Source organism: Pseudomonas sp. Q11 (assembly GCF_024494355.1).
Lineage (GTDB): Bacteria > Pseudomonadota > Gammaproteobacteria > Pseudomonadales > Pseudomonadaceae > Aquipseudomonas > Aquipseudomonas hefeiensis.
The window spans coordinates 375204-390668 of sequence record NZ_JAKNQY010000001.1; the positions used below are offsets into that span (position 1 = coordinate 375204).

The following is a 15465-nucleotide window of genomic DNA, read 5'->3' on the forward strand; positions in this document are numbered from 1 at the left end:
GCTAACGTGCCCTCAGCAGGTTCAGGGTGCTGCGTCCGAACATTCGCGTCGACGCCGGCGGTGGTGACGAGGGCCGGTCCGATTGGCCGAAACGGGCCTCCAGCCAGCGCTGGAAAAAGCCCCAGAGCGTGGTCAGCAAGAGGAAATAGATCGCCACCACCAGGTACAACTCGAACACCCGGAACGTCGCCGACGTGACCATTTGGGTACTGAGCAACAGTTCCTGCACGCCGATCACACTGACCAACGTGGTGTTCTTGAGCATCACGTTGAACTCGTTGCCCAGCGGCGGGACGATGACCCGGAACGCCTGGGGCAAGACAATGCGGCGCATCAGTTTGGCGAATGTCATGCCCAGGGAACGCCCGGCTTCGTATTGGCCCTTGTCTACCGCGCCGATGCCGGCCCGGATGATCTCGGCCATATAGGCACCTTCGTTGAGCCCCAGAGCAATGATCGCCGCCTGGATATTGCCGGGAATCACCAGGCCGAACAGATCGATGTCTTCGAAGCGGAAAATCCCGCCTGCCGCCAGTGCTGTATAGAGAAAGACAATCTGCACCAGCAACGGCGTGCCGCGCATCAGCCACACATAAAAACGCACCGGTAAATGCAGCAACGGATTGTTCGACAACCGTAGCAACGCCGCAGCCAGTCCCAGGAAGCAACCCAGCAGCATCGCCAACACACTGATCACGCAGGTCAGCCAGAGCCCGGTGAGGTAAACATCACTGGGCTGCAACAGGTACTGCCAAAACACATCCCAATTGAAGTTCATCAACGCTCACCTCAATCGAGAGTGTCACTGGCGACATGCCATTTGCTCAGTAACTGGCTGTAGCTGCCATCACTGCGCATGTCGCTGATCACCTGCTGCACTGCGGCGGTCAGTTGCGCATCGTCCTTGCGAATACCCAGGCCGGTAAGAATCCGGCTGAAGGCGGGCACCCCTTCCTCGAACAAATCGGGAGCCATGGTGGCGTAATAACCGGCGGTTTCCACCGTGGTGCCGTAAGCATCGACCTGGCTGATGCGCAAGGCCTGGAATGCATCGGTGTCGGTGTTGTAGACCACCAGTTTCATCCCAGGCTTGCCGGCCTTGGCCAGCGCTTCATTCTCGGCGTCGAGCAGGGTCTTGATGGTGGAGCCATTGAGCACCGCAACTTTATGCCCGGACAGGTCCGACAGCGTCTTGAGACCCTTCGGATTGCCCTTGGGCACGACCACTGCCTGGCTGGAGTACATGTAGTTGACGATATCGATCACCTCACGGCGCTCGGGCTTGTCAAACAATTGGTCGACGATCATGTCGCACTGTTTGGCGAGCAAAGCCGGGAGCAGTCCGGAAAAGGGAATCACCCGCCACTCGACTTTCTTGTCGCCCAGGCGCTTGGCGATTTCCAGGCCCAGGTCAACGGTCAAGCCCCTGGGTTTCTGCGCTTCATCGAAGGACACCAGGGGCGGCGAATCCATGCCTGAGCAATAGACGAGTTTTTCGACCTTGAGCAAGCGTTCCGGAACAACGGGCGCGGCAACCGCCCACTGAGTACAGAATCCCAAGGATAGGGCGGCAACCAACAGGCGAGGCTTATGCATGACCAGACACTCCAGTTCAGTTAGTAACGGGCAGTACTCAAAGTCAAAACACCGGCAGGCTCGGGGCCCGCTCTGGTTATTTTTTCGATTGCAGAAATTGGATCAACTCAGGAACGGTGCCTTCTATGTGCGCGCGCACCACTGCCTCGGCCTTATCGGCGTCGCCAGTACGAATCGCCTCGAGGATCACCGCGTGTTCCTGGCGCGCACTCAGGGGCTTTTCCACGTGCTCAAGCCATAGGCGCATGGGCGCTTCGATCAGGGAATAGAGGGCACTGATCTGCTTCAGCAACCGGGGACGACCGCTGAGGCTGCACAGGTATTCATGAAAGGCGCGATGCCGGCTGACCCACTCGGCACTTTCCTCCCGGTAATCGTCCATCTCATCCAGCAGACGCTCCAAGGCTGCCAATTGGCGCTCGCCTATCCTGGCTACCGCGACACGGATCGCCAGCCCTTCGAGGACGCTGCGCATCTCGAAGACTTCGTGCAGCTCATCGATATCCAGACCACTGACAACGGCCCCGCGATTGGGCCGAAGGGTCACCAGGCCCTGGGCGTCCAATCGACGAAACGCCTCGCGCACCGGCATCCGGCTCATACCGATCTCGCTGGCGATGTCTTCGGCGATCAGCCGCTCACCCTTGCGCAATCGTCCGCCGCAAATGGCGTCCAGCAGGAAGTTGTAAGCCTCCTCCTCGGCCGTCATCGGCGGGCGTTCAACGTAACTCGGCGCGAATTGCATGGCAGCAACCTCTGTTTTTTTGTATCCAATTATCCATAAATTCAAAATAGCAGAATGCGTGCCAACTGAATGGATTGATGTGCAAGTGATTGATTTGAAGGAAAGGGTCTTGCTACGGGGCGTGCAGGAGCCCGGCGTTAATTGGGTGGACGTGCTACCAAATGGCTCAAGCGACGTCCATTACTGTGCACTGCGGTAGCCAGGTAACACTCAATCATCCAGCCCTGGGAGTCTCTGAGGGAGACTCACCAAACAGCGCTCGGTAATGAGCCGCGAAGTGGCTCAGATGGAAGAACCCCATGGCTACAGCGATCTCGCCGACATTCAGCGTGGTTGCATGGGTCGTGATCAAGCGCCGCCGCACGGCATTAAGCCTCAAGTTACGCAGGTATTCGACCGGACGCATCCCGGTTACCGCCTGGAAACTGTTTTGCAGGGTCCTGCGGCTCACCCGTAATTGCTCGCACAAATCAAGAATGCTCAGCGGTGTTTCACCGCTGTCTATGACCAGCTCCTGGCAACGTTTGACCAGATAGGCGCTGACCGCGACGTTGCCGCGACGGCCACGAACCTCGTCCGAGGCATGACTGAACAGATCGAGGAATGCGTTAAGCAGCACCTCCTCCAACATTTTTTCTGAGGCTGGAGTGATGGCATCCGCTTGTTCCAGAAGGTGACGGAACAACGGATGGATCCTTTGCTGCACGCTCAGCAATACCGCTTCATCCACGCTGATCTGCGATTCGCTTTTCAAACGCTTGAGCTGTTCGCCCGACAATTCGTAAGCCGCCAGTTTGGCGAAACGAACAGTGTCAACGTTGACCGCAAAGAAGTGCGTACCTTGCGGGGCATGCAAGACAAAGTCCTCCCCATCTCGCAGCAACACCACGCTGTGGGCGCCCACCTGATGGCCTTGGACCACCGGCGCGCTGCCCAGCGACATGGCAATGCACAAGCGCCCTTTTGGTGCGCAACCTCGCTGCACCACACGCTTATCCAGCACCTCCTGGAAAATCTGAAAACGATCGGCGCAAATCTGTCGCAGCTCACTGGAAAGACATCCACGGCCGAGTTGGTCATAGACTTGTTGCCAGCCCAGGATGGAACCGGCGTGTTGCTGGGGATCATTGAAGGTACGGACTTCGGCGAGCATGGTCATCGTTCCTAGGTGGCGCTGTACTTAACCCTTGTGCTGCATAGGAGCTGTGCAGGAGCTGTGTAGGAGCTGTGTAGGAGCTGTCGAGTGCAACGAGGCTGCGATCCTTCCCCAGACACTTGAATCTCAAGCGAAAGATCAAAAGATCAAAAGATCGCAGCCTTCGGCAGCTCCTACGGTGAACAGCGCTTATTGCTGGAAAGCCAAAGCCAGTTCCGTGCCAAGCATGTGCAACCGGTACTCGGCCGCCTGGATAGCCATGGGTGGCAGCAACGCCCCGGAAAGCACGACCTGGCCCGCTTCAACGCATTGGCCGTCGGCCAGCAAGCGCCGGACCAGCCAGCACAGGTTTGTCTGGGGGGTGTCCTCGCGCGCCTGGGCATCGCCTTCGCCGCAAAGCGCCCCGTCGCATTCCAGGCGATAGGTCACTTGGGCCAATTGCTCAGGATGAAACCTGATCCGCGAGCCAAGGCAATAAAGCCCCGCGGCGGCGTTGTCGGCAAGAAATGCCCCGACACCGAAACGCCAGCCCTGCCAGCGACAATCGGCAATTTCGAACGCCGGCGCGACTTGTGACACGGCGGCCAGAATGTCCTCGTCGCTGTAAAAACCGGGCTCCAGGGTACGCCCCAGGACAAATGCCAACTCGATTTCCAGTTTGGGCTGGATCAGCCGTGCAAGCGGCACCGCACTGCCGGGCTCCACCGCCATGGCATCGGTCAGCCCGCCCAATACCGGCTCATCAGTACCGAAGCGGTCCTGGGCGGCGCGGCCAGCGAAGGCCACCTTCCATCCGGTCAACTGTTCACCAGCGACCTGACGTCGGCGCAATGCCTCGCGTTGCAAAGTGTAGCCCACCGGCAGGTCGAAGGCCTGAGGCTCCAACGAAGGCAAGGCGTGTACGGCCTGCGCGGCATCATGAAGCCGGACCAGGAGATCGTCTTCGCGCCTCATGAGAGTTGCTCCGCCAGTTTGCGCAATACGCCTTCGAGCCGCTCGGGGGTCGTGATAGCTGCCACAAAACGGTCTGGTCGCACGACAACAATGCAATCGCGCACCCTGGAAAACCACTCTCCCAGCCGGTTATCCACGTCCTCGACACAAAGGGCGCCGGTGACAGTCAACGGTTGATCGCGTCCTTTGCCGCTGCGCGAGCGGTTGATCTGAATGAAGCGTGTATCCCAGCGTGCCCAATAGGCTGCGGTTCGCTCACTGAGCTGCTCGCTCGGATTGACCCGATAACCCAGCACCGCATAAGAGTGGCCCAACACTTCGTCAAGGCGCCGCCTCTGCCCTTGGGCATCTTCGATGGACGGCTGAATGAACAACTGTCCGACCAGATCATCCTCGTGCAGCTCGGCACGCTCGTGGTAAACCAGGCCCTTGGTGATGGTCGCCTTGGGCTTGAACTTGAACTCAAGCAAGTGCGAGCGAAGGTTGTCGACGCTGTTGACGGCCTGGAACAACCAGTCCCGTACACCTGCCATCAACGGATTGGTCAGCCCCAGTACGGCGCCCATATTGTCGGCCAGGGCAATGAGGTCGGTCGCATGCCCGCGACGCTCCTGATCGTAGCTGGCGAGAATCGATGCCGATGCGCGCCCCTGGATGATCGCGGCGATTTTCCAGGCGACGTTGGCAACATCACGCAGGCCCGAGTTGAGCCCCTGCCCGGCCCAGGGCGGGGAAATATGTGCCGCATCCCCTACTAACGCCACACGCCCCTCGACAAAACGAGCCGCCACCCGGGAGTTATGGGTGTAAGCGCGGATACGGATGATTTCCAGTTGGTCGACCGCGTCCCCGATGTGTCCGCGAATCAGGTTCCGAATAGTGACCTCCTCGCACATCCTGGTCTCGTCTTCTCCCTCCAGGAGCATGAACTCCCAACGACGCTGCTGGTAGGGCAGGTAGATGCAGACGAAGGGGCGCTCAGGGTCGGCATGCAAAGCCGTATAAGGCGCATCCAGCGTGTCGTTGGCGGTATCGACCACCACCCACTTACGCGGATGAGTCAGCCCCAGCAGCTCGATGCCAAGCTTCTTGCGCACACTGGAACGCCCGCCGTCCGCACCGATCACATAGTGCGCCTGTAGCCGATACAGCTCGCCCCCGGCATCGCGCACCTGCAATGTCACGCCCTGCGCATCCTGCTCCAGATCAAGCATTTCATGACCTTGGCGTAATTCGACACTCGCGTGCTTGCCCAGCTGTTCACGCAACGTCGCCTCAAGCAGTTGCTGCATGAAGATGTTGCGCATCGGCCAGCCATAATGGGCGGTGCTCGGCTTGACCTCGGCAAAACATACGCCCCGCGCGTTGTAATAACGCAGCGGGACATCGCAGATCATGTCGCGCGCGACCCGTTCAGCGATGCCGATGCCCTGCAATACCCGCAGCGCCTCATCATCCATGCCCACCGCACGCGGATACGGCAGTATGCCGTCAGCCAGCTCAAGGACGACGCAGTCGATACCGTACAGCCCCATGTAATGGGCGGCCGTGATCCCGTTCGGGCCGCCACCCACGATGACAACCTGGGTTTTCTCCTGCTTCATCGCTATTCACCGCTTTGTTGTTGTGGTTGTAGGCGTTGGTCGTACAAATAGTCCATGACGACAAGGTTGAACATTTCGCTCTGGTCATCATGGACGTAATGACTGGCGTCGGCGATTTCCTCTGCCCGCACCCATGGACTGGCCTGCTTGATCGCCTCAAGAGTCGCCAAGGGCAGGAAATCGGAACGCGCGCCGCGAATGAACAACGTCGGGCAATCCAGTGCCCGTACCGCAGGCCAAAGGTCAGTCGGGGTAATACTCAGGCGCGCCTGGGCAATACCTTGCTGGTCGTGACGCCATTCGATTCCGGCCAGCGTTTCCTTCATGGAGTGCATCAACCTGGAAGCCAGCCCCTCCAGCGACAGGCCAGGTCGGGCCTGGCGCCAGAATTGAGCGGCACTCTCCCAGTCAGGAAACACCAGCGGCGTCTGGCTCATTTCACGCCGAATACGCTCGGCGCCATCACCACTGACCGAAGAGCCAGGACCGATGTCCTCGATCACCATGGCTTGCAGTCGTCCCGGATTGAGCCGCGCATACTCCAGTGCATTGGTACCACCGAGAGAATGACCTACCAGGACGAAACGCTGCAGTTCCAAATGCGCTACCAAATCCTCCAGGTCGTTGACATAGGCCTCGGTCCGGTAACTGGAAGCCTGCGCCCAGTCACTGTAGCCACGACCACGCTGGTCAAGGGCATAGCAGCAGTACCGCTCGCCCAGCGCATTGGCCAGGCCATCCCAGGTCTGGGCATAGGAGCGCAGCCCGTGCAGCAACACCACCGCAATGCCCGACGGGTTGCCCCACGACAAATAATGCAGGCGCATCTGCGAGCGATTGGTAAAAAAATGGCTTTCTGCAGACATTCGTTTGGTCTCCACGATCAACCCACCTCAATGCAGGCCATCAGTGCCCTTGATGTCGGCAGCCTGAAGGCCACCCAGGCGCGCATGCAAACGCCCGCGCGTGGCGAAAGCCCAAATGATGATCAGCTCGTCCGCCGAGGGGCCATCACCAAACGAAAGCGAAATGCTGTCGTAATGCGAGCGGACGTACAGCGCGTCCTTGTGGGCCAGCGGTACATCGATGGTCGCGCCAGGCCCGCCCCGCTTACCCGTGGAGGGGACCCAGGATTTGCCACCGCCCAATGCCACCCGAATCGGATCCGCTGCTGGATTGGTGAGCAGTGCATTGCCATGTTCGTACTCGCCCTGGCTGCCCACCAGACATGCCTTGCCATAACTGACAATCTCACGCTGGCCAGCCAGTGCCTGGATGCGACGACCAAACTCCTGACCCAACAAAGGTGATGGCTCGACCAACTCGGACAGGCTTTCGCTGTAGCGTCCGGCGTAGGGATTGGCGATCACGGCGCCAATGGCGTATTTGAACAACGGTTCACCATCGGCCAACTGACCACTCTCGTTGGCCAGGGTTTCCTCGACGAAGCTATACCATTTTCGGATGTGGTAACTGGCGAAATTTGCGGTTTTCATCAGACAGGTCTCTTTCAAAGTGGGTCGAGATCAAAATTTCGGCTGGGCGCTCCGGCGGCCTTGAAACGGGCCTTGCCTCGCGCGTCGTCATGTTCGGTCTCGAGGAAAAATTCCATGCGATTGCCATCGGGGTCGTTGAAGTACACGCCGTTACCGATTTCGTGATCGGTGATCTTCACCACCTCAATTCCTTTGGCAAGCAACATGCCGTAGAGCTGGCGTAGGGTGGTCATGTCGCCGGCGATTTCCAGCCCGTAGTGCTGCAAGCCCAGGCCACCCTGATGGGCCCCCGGCTCTGCGCGGATCAAAGCGATATCGTGATGCTTGGCACCAAACGCCATCATGACCCAGCTATCACCCCGGGCGCTTTCGTGCATGCCCAGAACATCGGCGTACCAACGTGCCGACGTTTCAGGGTCGCTCACGAACAGCGACAGGTGAGTTCGAACGACCTCGACTTTCATCGCGCGATACCTCAGTTCTTTTTGACGATGGATTGATGCCCGGACTTGATCTGAGCCACGGCGGGCGTCCAGAGCACATCAGCGATTTCACTGAACTCACGCCACTGCTTCTGCCAGCCGTCACCACCGTTCTCGGAGGTGAACAGATGTCCGTACTTGGTCCCGGCAACGATCTGGCGAGGGTCGCCAGGGTTGAAGGCAATTGCCCAGACACACGAGTTGGGTTGTTGTGGCAGCGGCAGCACCTCCCAACTGAGGGCCGCATCCCGAGAGATGAGCACCTTGCTGGTCGTGCCAGGCGTACCGTCGGAAATACTCAGGTAGAGGGTGTTTTCACTGCCCAGCGGTGCGTTCATGGCGCGCACGTAGTACAGGCCGAACGTTTCCCGGGCAATGATGCCAGTCCAGGTTTGCCCTTCATCGAGGCTGCGGTAAACGGCGTTGACGCACACCACCACGATGACCTTCTGGCCATGGTTGGGCAGGACCAGGATGTTGTGGACGTCCGAGTTGAAGTCCCACAGCAGCCGATCATCGACACGGGTCCAGGAATCACCGCCATCACGGCTGTGGAACAACCCGCCCTCTTCCAGGCCGAACCAGAGCTGGTCGCGATCAGTCGGGTCATAAGCGAAAGCCAGCAAGCGCGGCCGGCTGACACCTTCGCAGAACTCCGGAATATCCACCGGCGCGCGCTCCCAGCTCAGGCCGGCGTCGAGGGTGCGCCACAGCACGGCGCGTGAAGGTGCGCCTGTACCCACGAAGATACGCTGCGCATCCTGCGGATCCACGGCCACCTTCCAGACGGTCTGGCCGTTGAATGGAGAATCCACTCGCTGCCAATGGCCGCCGGTGTCATGACTGACGCACAGGCCGACGTCGGTTCCGGCATAGATCACTTCAGGCGCACCGGGATGAACGCTCAAGGATCGAGTGATTGCATCAAACTCCAGATCCTGTCCCAGCCCCAGGCGATGCCAGGTATGACCATCGTCGGCGCTGCGGATCACCGCTTGTCCCACGGTGGCGACCAAAAGGGTTCCGTTACTCATCACAGTTGCTCCTCAAATGAAGATGCCACGGGTCAGACCGCCATCGATGCCAATGGACTCTCCCGTCACGGCGCCCGCCTTGGGCGACGCCAGGAAGCCGATCAGCCAGCCCATCTCGATGGGTGCCAGGGTGCGTCGGATCGGCGTCGCGTCGATGTAGCCCTGCTCCACCTGCTCCGGCGTCTTGCCCTGCTTGATGCCTTCGCGCTCGTACAGCTCCTGAATGTGCGGGGTGTCCACCACACCGGGGTGAATCAGGTTGACGGTGATGCCCGATGGGCCCAGTTGATCGGAGAGCGTTTTGGTCATGTGGGCGATGGCCAGGTTGCGCATGCCCGAGAGGACTTTGCTGCCGCGCCCGGTCAAGCCACCGATGTTGATGATGCGACCGAAGCCGCCGGTCTTCATGTGCGGGGTCACGGCCTTGGCGCAACGGAAATAGCCGATCACCTTGGTGTTCAGGTCCGAGAGCAATTCGTCGTCGCCGGCGTGCTCGATGTCGTTGCGCACCACGCCGGACGGGGCCGCAGCGCCGTTGACCAGGATGTCGATGCGGCCAAAGTGCTTGTGGGCAGCCTCGACCATGTCAGACACCGCCGACATCTGGTTGGTGTCACAGAACAGCGGCAACACTTCGTTGCCGGTCTCTGCCATGATTTCTTCGGCGGCCTGCTGGAGATACTCCATGCGCCGCGCACAGATCACGACCTTGCACCCTTCTTGGGACAGAAAACGCGCGACTTCCTTGCCGATGCCCATGCCACCGCCGGTGACGATCGCCACGCGGCCTTGTAATTCCAGATCCATAGCAGTTCCTCTTGTGATTGTTCGGCTCAGGCGAGATCGACGAAGACACTTTTGGTTTCGGTGTAGGCATCGATCACGTTCTTACCCATTTCCCGGCCCCATCCGGATTGTTTGTAACCACCAAACGGCGAGGCCGGGTCTACGACGTTCCAGCAATTGATCCACACCGACCCGGCCTTCAGTTGTGCCGCCACGCGATGGGCCGAACGCAAGTCGCGGGTCCACAGACCGGCCGCCAGACCGTAGGGCGAGTCGTTGGCGCGCAGCACCAGTTCATCGATTTCGGTCCAGCTCATGACGGTCAGCACAGGGCCGAAGATTTCTTCCCGGGCGATGCAGGCGCGCTCGGCACGATCAAGGAATACGCTGGGCTGGATGAAGTGCCCGCGCTCCAGGTGTGCCGGGCGACCGCCGCCGCAGACCAGCTCGGCGCCCTCCTCCTGGCCGCGTTGCAGGTAGCCGCTGACCGACGCCAATTGACGTGCCGAAACGAGCGGTCCCATGCTGCTGGCCGGATCCAGCCCCGGCCCCAGCACATGGGCGGCGGCGTGGCGTTGGAGCTCTTCAAGTATCTGGTCAAGAACACTGGCGTGCACGTACAGGCGCGATCCGGCGGTGCATACCTGTCCCTGGTTGTAGAAAATGCCATCGGCGGCGCCTTTGGCCGCACGGACGATATCGGCGTCCGGCAAGATGATGTTGGGCGACTTGCCCCCCAGCTCCAGCGATACTTTTTTCATGTTGCCGGTGGCCGCCTGGGCTATCAGCCGCCCCACCTGGGTCGAGCCGGTAAAAGCGATCTTGTCCACGTCCGGGTGCTGGGCCAGCGGTGCGCCGGTATGTACGCCCAGGCCAGTGACCAGGTTGACCACCCCGGCCGGAAAACCGGCGGCCTCGATCAGTTGCACCAGGCGAATCGCAACCAGAGGCGTCTGCTCAGCAGGCTTGAGCACCGCGACACAGCCGGTCGCCAATACCGGGCCGAGCTTCCACACGCACATGGTCAACGGGAAGTTCCACGGCACGATCAACGCGCAGACGCCCACTGGCTCACGCAAGGTGTAGTTGAGCATCGGCGCGCCACTGGAAGGCGATACCGGCAGCGTGCTGCCTTCGATCTTGGTCGGCCAGCCAGCGAAGTAACGCACGATATTGGCCGCGCTTGCCGCTTCACCACGGGCCGCGGCGATCGGCTTGCCGTTCTCCAGAGTGATCAGTTGGGCCAGCTCTTCGCGATGCTGGTCGAGCAGTTCAGCCAGGCGCCACAACAACAGGCCGCGCTGGGCCGGCGACTGCTGCGCCCAAACGCCCGTGAAGGCCGCGCGGGCGGCAGCGACCGCAGCATCTACATCGCGTTCGCCGCCTTCGGCGACTTCAGCGAGAGCGTGTTCAGTGGCCGGGTTTTCCACGGCAAACCGGCGACCGCTGGCAGCGTCCTGCCAAATGCCCCCAATAAACAGACGCCCGGGTTGTGACAGGAATCGTTCGACGGCAGGTAACAATTGGATCTGACTCATAGTTCCTCCTTCACAGCGCCATTTCAATCAGGCACGGACCGCCATCGGCCTTGGCGTTGGCCAGGGCGCGCTGCAATTCAGCATTGGTGTGTACGGTGCTGGCCGGCAGACCGTAGCCTTTGGCCAGGGCTTTCCAATCAATGCGCGGTCGGTCCAGCACTGTCAGGCTCAGGGCCTCAGGGCCCAGCTCGGTCATACCAAAGCGGCGCAACTCGTTCTGCAGGATCGCGTAGCGATGGTTGGCGGCAATCAGGATCACCACCGGCAGTTGCTCCCGGGCGATACTCCACAGAGTCTGGATGGTGTACTGGGCACTGCCGTCCGATTGCAGGCAGAACACCGTGTTGCCGCGCTCCGCCAGGGCGGCGCCAAATCCCACCGGGATGCCCTGGCCGATGGCCCCACCGGTGTTGGTCAACACCCGATGCCGTGCGGCATGGGCCGAAGCGGTGAAGAACGGATAACCGCAAGTCCCACCCTCTACGGAGACAATGCAGTCGTCCGGCAGCGAGGCGGCCAACACCTGCCCGATCGACTGCGGCGTCAGCTCGGCGCTGCCTGGCGGTAGCTCGATAGCCATCGACGTTGGCACATAAGCCGGTGCCTCAAGCGCATCGGCAAGCGCAGTGAGTGCACCCGCAACGTCGTCACCCACTTCTGCCAGGTAAAGCAGGCGATCACGTTCCGCCAGGCGCGAAGGAATGCCTTCATAACCGAAGTAACTGATCGGATCCGGGACTCCGGCGCAAACCACGGCGTCGTATTGGTCAAGGATCTCAATGGCAACCTCGGGGAAATACGGCAAGCGATCCAGGTCAGGCAAACCACCACCGCGATAGCTCAAGCGCGGAAAGGTTTCGGCGAACATCCGCACACTCGGCAGTTGGGCCAAACGCCCCGCCGCTTCGAGGCCGGCGACAGACAACCCCTGATCACCCACGATAAAAACCAGGCGTTGGCCATTGCGCAGTGCCTGGGCCACGGCTTCGATCCGGTCACCGGCAAAACGACGAACCGGGGCCTGCAATGCGGTGAAGGCGCGCTCGCGCTCTACCTCATTGGCTTGCAAGTCCATCGGCAGGATCAGGCTGGAAATCTGGCCCTTGGCTTGCCAGGCCGCACGCACGGCTTCCTGGAAATCCTCCCCTACGCCTGAGGCGGTGCGCGATGTGCGCACCCACCCGGAAACACTCCCGGCCAGCGCCTGGATATCACTGGCCAGCGGCGGATCGTAATTAACGTGCCATGACGCGTGATCGCCGATGACGTTAACGATCGGGGTATTGGCGCGACGGGCGTTGTGCAGGTTGGCAATGCCATTGGCAAAGCCTGGGCCGAGGTGAGTCAGGGTCATCGCTGGCTTGCCGGCAATCCGACCATAACCGTCGGCAGCACCGGTACATACCCCCTCGAATAAGGACAACACCGGCTTGAGGGCAGGCGCGCTGGCCATGGCGGCCACTAAGGGGATTTCGGTCGTTCCGGGATTGGCGAAGCAGTATTCGATACCGCTCGCTACCGCTGCCTTCACTATCAGTTGCGCACCATTCATTTCCAGCCCTCTTCATCGAGCGTTTGCAGTGACTGAGATTTATCACACACAACAACTGACAAAACAAGCTGTTTTGTTACGAAATACTCGTATTTTGAGACGAAATAGATTTTTTAAGACAAAAATGCACACTAAACATGTTTGTATTTCTCAAGTGCTGGGGTACCGTGACAGCGCGTTTATCATCGAGCGAGCAGGCTTTCCATCACCGGCGCGTCTACCTATAGTGCTCATCGAACGGCCACCCGCGCGCCCTCCCCCTTTTAGGAGCCAAATGAGCAGTCTGAGTAAAATGCTGAGTGTCCTGGACCTGTTCGGTCCGCAACGGCTGAAGATCGACCCCGACACCATTGCCGAGCACATGGGCCTGTCACGGGCGACCGTGTACCGTTATGTAAAGGATCTATGCGATGCCGGCCTTCTGGTCCGGGTCGATGCCGGCAGCTACGGCCTGGGGCCCCGTATCATTGAGCTGGACTGGATGATGCGTCAGTACGACCCGATCCTGGTGGCAGGCCGCGAGTTGATGCACGAGCTGTCAGATGCCACCGGCCTGGCGGTGTTCGCCAGCGTTTTCTACGACGGCCGCATCATCAACACCTATATCGCCGAACCCAGTGACACCTATCAGTTTTCATTCGGCCGCGGCCAACCGCTGCCGTTTTTTCGCGGTGCGCAATCCAAAGTGTTGATCGCCTTCCAGAAAGGTCGGCGCCTGCAACGCCTGTACGAAGAACACCTGGCCAACGACCCCGATAGCGGGCATGACTGGACAAGTTTCTCCAAGGCCGCGAAAAAGATCCGCAAAGACGGCTATTGCATGACCCACGACGAACTCAACCTGGGGCTCACCGGTATCGCGGCGCCGATCATCAACCCGGAGCTCGACGAAGTGGTGGGCAGCCTTTCGGCCGTGGGCAGCACCGACAGCTTCAAGCTGCTGCGCCAGGAAACCGTGGTTGAAATGGTGATGGACACCACCCGCCGGATTGCCGAGCGGATGCAACATCCGCCTGCTACCAACTAGAAAGGGATGTTGCGCCATACCGATAACTTAAGAAAAATACTGAACCTGTGGCGAGGGAGCTTGCTCCCGCTGGGGCGCGCAGCGGCCCCTTTTTTAGGCCTGCTGCGCAGTCCAGCGGGAGCAAGCTCCCTCGCCACAGGGTTTATCTAACAGCCTTCACTTCAGAACGGCACGGCCACCGTCACCTGGCTGTACACGTTGGTGCCATTGCCCGCCACTTGATTGCCCCCCGTCGTGGCATCCCGATCCGGCTTGTAGAAGCCTATCAGCGGGGTGACGATCAAGTGCTCATTGACGACCCACTCGGCATAAAAATCCAGTTCACGGGCGTCGAGGTTGAGGGCATTGCTTTTACGCACGGTGCTGTAATCGAAGTACAACGCACCGAGGGTCAGGTTTTCCAACGGCGTGGCTTTCAGTCCGACATGGTGGATACCCGTATTGCTGTTGAAGGGCCCGGCGTAGTTACCCGCGACTTCGCCCTGAAACCAGGTGCCATAGCCAGTACTTTGGCCGGTAAAGAGTGAATCCCACTTCTGCGAATAGCGGGTATAGCGATAGGTCAGCGTCGGCGCCCAGGCAACGCTTGCAAAGGTATATCCGGCCTCGGCGTACCAGGCCTTCTCAGGTCCGGCGTCTTTGTCTTGCCAGGCGTATTCAAATGCCAGGCTGGCATTCTCGATGCCCGCATCACCTTCACCGCGAATGCTGTAGACATCCATACCCTTGCGCTGTTTCTGGAAATCGCTGGCCCAGCGGTCATTCACGTCGACGCCGTGTACCCACGTCAGCCCCAACGTACCGGCCTTGGCGGTGTAATCGAGCGTACCGGCGGCGAGTTCGGTTTCGGCCTGGGCGCGGTTGTCGGATTTGAGCCACGCCACGCTGCCATGCATGCCATCCTGCCCGCCCAGACGCAGTACGGCGGTCTGATCGAACGCGTGCCGAGCCGCCAGGTAATAGGCGCCACCCCGATTCAAGCGGCCATCGGCAGGCCCCTTGCCCAGGTTCGGCCCGTCATCGTTGATCAGGAAACCTCGACCCACCTTGACCACCTGGCGCCCGCCAGAGATATCGACACCATCTTGCCCCAACACCGGGAAAAGATCCGCGGAACGCCAGCCCAGGTAAGCGTCTTCAATCTTCGTCGTGCGCTCGCTTCCAAGCGTGTTCCCGGAAGGGTCACCATCGCCCCAAGTGGCGGAACTGACCAGGCTGAACGCACCATAGACAGTGCCACGGCCGCCCAATGTCTGGTCGCCGCTTAATCCATACTTGATGAAGCCCTCGCGCCAGGTTGAGCCGCCTGGCCTGCCGTCGTAGTTCTTGCGACTATTGAAATGACCGAACACGGCCAACATGTCGGCGTTGAGGTGAGTGTCTTCATCGGCATACAACTCATAGGCCTGGACCTGACTCGCGGCGCCAAGCGCCAACGAACAGGCAAGACCGCTGCCAAGAAATTCCATACGCGATAGGTACCGCATGACTGAGC

At 60.2% G+C, this 15465-nt stretch carries 15 protein-coding genes; 1 reads left to right on the top strand and 14 read right to left on the bottom strand.

Annotated features, from left to right (window positions below; genetic code table 11):
- Position 1 precedes the first annotated feature (1 nt).
- From MA884_RS01625 to MA884_RS01685, 13 genes are all read right to left on the bottom strand, one after another.
- Entirely contained in the window at positions 2–778 is a 777-nt protein-coding gene (locus MA884_RS01625) for an amino acid ABC transporter permease (protein WP_256228660.1), read from the bottom strand.
- An 11-nt stretch (positions 779–789) separates the two neighbouring features.
- Positions 790–1596, bottom strand: a complete 807-nt coding sequence (locus MA884_RS01630) for an ABC transporter substrate-binding protein (protein WP_256228661.1) — start codon at positions 1594–1596, stop codon at positions 790–792.
- A 76-nt stretch (positions 1597–1672) separates the two neighbouring features.
- The gene (locus MA884_RS01635; RefSeq protein ID WP_256228662.1) at positions 1673–2341 is read right to left on the bottom strand and encodes a GntR family transcriptional regulator; all 669 of its coding nucleotides are present in this window, start codon (positions 2339–2341) and stop codon (positions 1673–1675) included.
- A 214-nt stretch (positions 2342–2555) separates the two neighbouring features.
- A complete protein-coding gene (locus MA884_RS01640; protein ID WP_256228664.1) occupies positions 2556–3494 on the bottom strand; it encodes a helix-turn-helix domain-containing protein in 939 nt (312 codons plus the stop codon).
- A gap of 192 nt (positions 3495–3686) precedes the next feature.
- Positions 3687–4451 (bottom strand): 2-keto-4-pentenoate hydratase, encoded by a 765-nt coding sequence (locus tag MA884_RS01645; protein WP_256228665.1) that lies wholly within the window; start codon positions 4449–4451, stop codon positions 3687–3689.
- Entirely contained in the window at positions 4448–6055 is a 1608-nt protein-coding gene (locus MA884_RS01650) for a bifunctional 3-(3-hydroxy-phenyl)propionate/3-hydroxycinnamic acid hydroxylase (protein WP_256228667.1), read from the bottom strand. The genes MA884_RS01645 and MA884_RS01650 overlap by 4 nt, the downstream gene beginning before the upstream one ends.
- Positions 6056–6057: 2 nt before the next feature.
- Complete coding sequence (locus MA884_RS01655; RefSeq protein ID WP_256228668.1) at positions 6058–6921, bottom strand: alpha/beta fold hydrolase; 864 nt, start codon at positions 6919–6921, stop codon at positions 6058–6060.
- A gap of 27 nt (positions 6922–6948) precedes the next feature.
- Positions 6949–7551, bottom strand: coding sequence for an amino acid synthesis family protein (locus tag MA884_RS01660; RefSeq protein WP_256228669.1), 603 nt, complete (start codon positions 7549–7551; stop codon positions 6949–6951).
- Between the two features lie 14 nt (positions 7552–7565).
- Positions 7566–8015 (bottom strand): VOC family protein, encoded by a 450-nt coding sequence (locus tag MA884_RS01665; RefSeq protein WP_256228670.1) that lies wholly within the window; start codon positions 8013–8015, stop codon positions 7566–7568.
- A gap of 11 nt (positions 8016–8026) precedes the next feature.
- Positions 8027–9067, bottom strand: coding sequence for a YCF48-related protein (locus tag MA884_RS01670; RefSeq protein WP_256228671.1), 1041 nt, complete (start codon positions 9065–9067; stop codon positions 8027–8029).
- Positions 9068–9079: 12 nt separating this feature from the next.
- Positions 9080–9874 (bottom strand): SDR family NAD(P)-dependent oxidoreductase, encoded by a 795-nt coding sequence (locus MA884_RS01675; protein ID WP_256228672.1) that lies wholly within the window; start codon positions 9872–9874, stop codon positions 9080–9082.
- A gap of 26 nt (positions 9875–9900) precedes the next feature.
- Positions 9901–11391, bottom strand: coding sequence for an aldehyde dehydrogenase family protein (locus MA884_RS01680; protein WP_256228673.1), 1491 nt, complete (start codon positions 11389–11391; stop codon positions 9901–9903).
- 10 nt (positions 11392–11401) lie between these two features.
- Positions 11402–12943, bottom strand: coding sequence for an acetolactate synthase large subunit (locus MA884_RS01685; RefSeq protein WP_256228674.1), 1542 nt, complete (start codon positions 12941–12943; stop codon positions 11402–11404).
- Positions 12944–13217: 274 nt separating this feature from the next.
- On the opposite strand from MA884_RS01685, the gene MA884_RS01690 reads away from it, so the two are divergent.
- Positions 13218–13970, top strand: a complete 753-nt coding sequence (locus MA884_RS01690) for an IclR family transcriptional regulator (RefSeq protein WP_256228675.1) — start codon at positions 13218–13220, stop codon at positions 13968–13970.
- 161 nt (positions 13971–14131) lie between these two features.
- On the opposite strand, the gene MA884_RS01695 is transcribed toward MA884_RS01690, so the two are convergent.
- Positions 14132–15457, bottom strand: a complete 1326-nt coding sequence (locus MA884_RS01695; protein ID WP_256228676.1) for an alginate export family protein — start codon at positions 15455–15457, stop codon at positions 14132–14134.
- Positions 15458–15465: the final 8 nt, after the last annotated feature.

Excerpts from the sequence above, each read along its gene's own strand:
- MA884_RS01690 (WP_256228675.1), top strand. The coding sequence starts at position 13,218 with ATGAGCAGTCTGAGTAAAATGCTGAGTGTCCTGGACCTGTTCGGTCCG.
- MA884_RS01645 (WP_256228665.1), bottom strand. The coding sequence starts at position 4,451 with ATGAGGCGCGAAGACGATCTCCTGGTCCGGCTTCATGATGCCGCGCAG.
- MA884_RS01640 (WP_256228664.1), bottom strand. The coding sequence starts at position 3,494 with ATGCTCGCCGAAGTCCGTACCTTCAATGATCCCCAGCAACACGCCGGT.
- MA884_RS01630 (WP_256228661.1), bottom strand. The coding sequence starts at position 1,596 with ATGCATAAGCCTCGCCTGTTGGTTGCCGCCCTATCCTTGGGATTCTGT.
- MA884_RS01695 (WP_256228676.1), bottom strand. The coding sequence starts at position 15,457 with ATGCGGTACCTATCGCGTATGGAATTTCTTGGCAGCGGTCTTGCCTGT.
- MA884_RS01655 (WP_256228668.1), bottom strand. The coding sequence starts at position 6,921 with ATGTCTGCAGAAAGCCATTTTTTTACCAATCGCTCGCAGATGCGCCTG.
- MA884_RS01685 (WP_256228674.1), bottom strand. The coding sequence starts at position 12,943 with ATGAATGGTGCGCAACTGATAGTGAAGGCAGCGGTAGCGAGCGGTATC.
- MA884_RS01675 (WP_256228672.1), bottom strand. The coding sequence starts at position 9,874 with ATGGATCTGGAATTACAAGGCCGCGTGGCGATCGTCACCGGCGGTGGC.
- MA884_RS01635 (WP_256228662.1), bottom strand. The coding sequence starts at position 2,341 with ATGCAATTCGCGCCGAGTTACGTTGAACGCCCGCCGATGACGGCCGAG.
- MA884_RS01650 (WP_256228667.1), bottom strand. The coding sequence starts at position 6,055 with ATGAAGCAGGAGAAAACCCAGGTTGTCATCGTGGGTGGCGGCCCGAAC.
- MA884_RS01680 (WP_256228673.1), bottom strand. The coding sequence starts at position 11,391 with ATGAGTCAGATCCAATTGTTACCTGCCGTCGAACGATTCCTGTCACAA.
- MA884_RS01670 (WP_256228671.1), bottom strand. The coding sequence starts at position 9,067 with ATGAGTAACGGAACCCTTTTGGTCGCCACCGTGGGACAAGCGGTGATC.
- MA884_RS01660 (WP_256228669.1), bottom strand. The coding sequence starts at position 7,551 with ATGAAAACCGCAAATTTCGCCAGTTACCACATCCGAAAATGGTATAGC.
- MA884_RS01665 (WP_256228670.1), bottom strand. The coding sequence starts at position 8,015 with ATGAAAGTCGAGGTCGTTCGAACTCACCTGTCGCTGTTCGTGAGCGAC.
- MA884_RS01625 (WP_256228660.1), bottom strand. The coding sequence starts at position 778 with ATGAACTTCAATTGGGATGTGTTTTGGCAGTACCTGTTGCAGCCCAGT.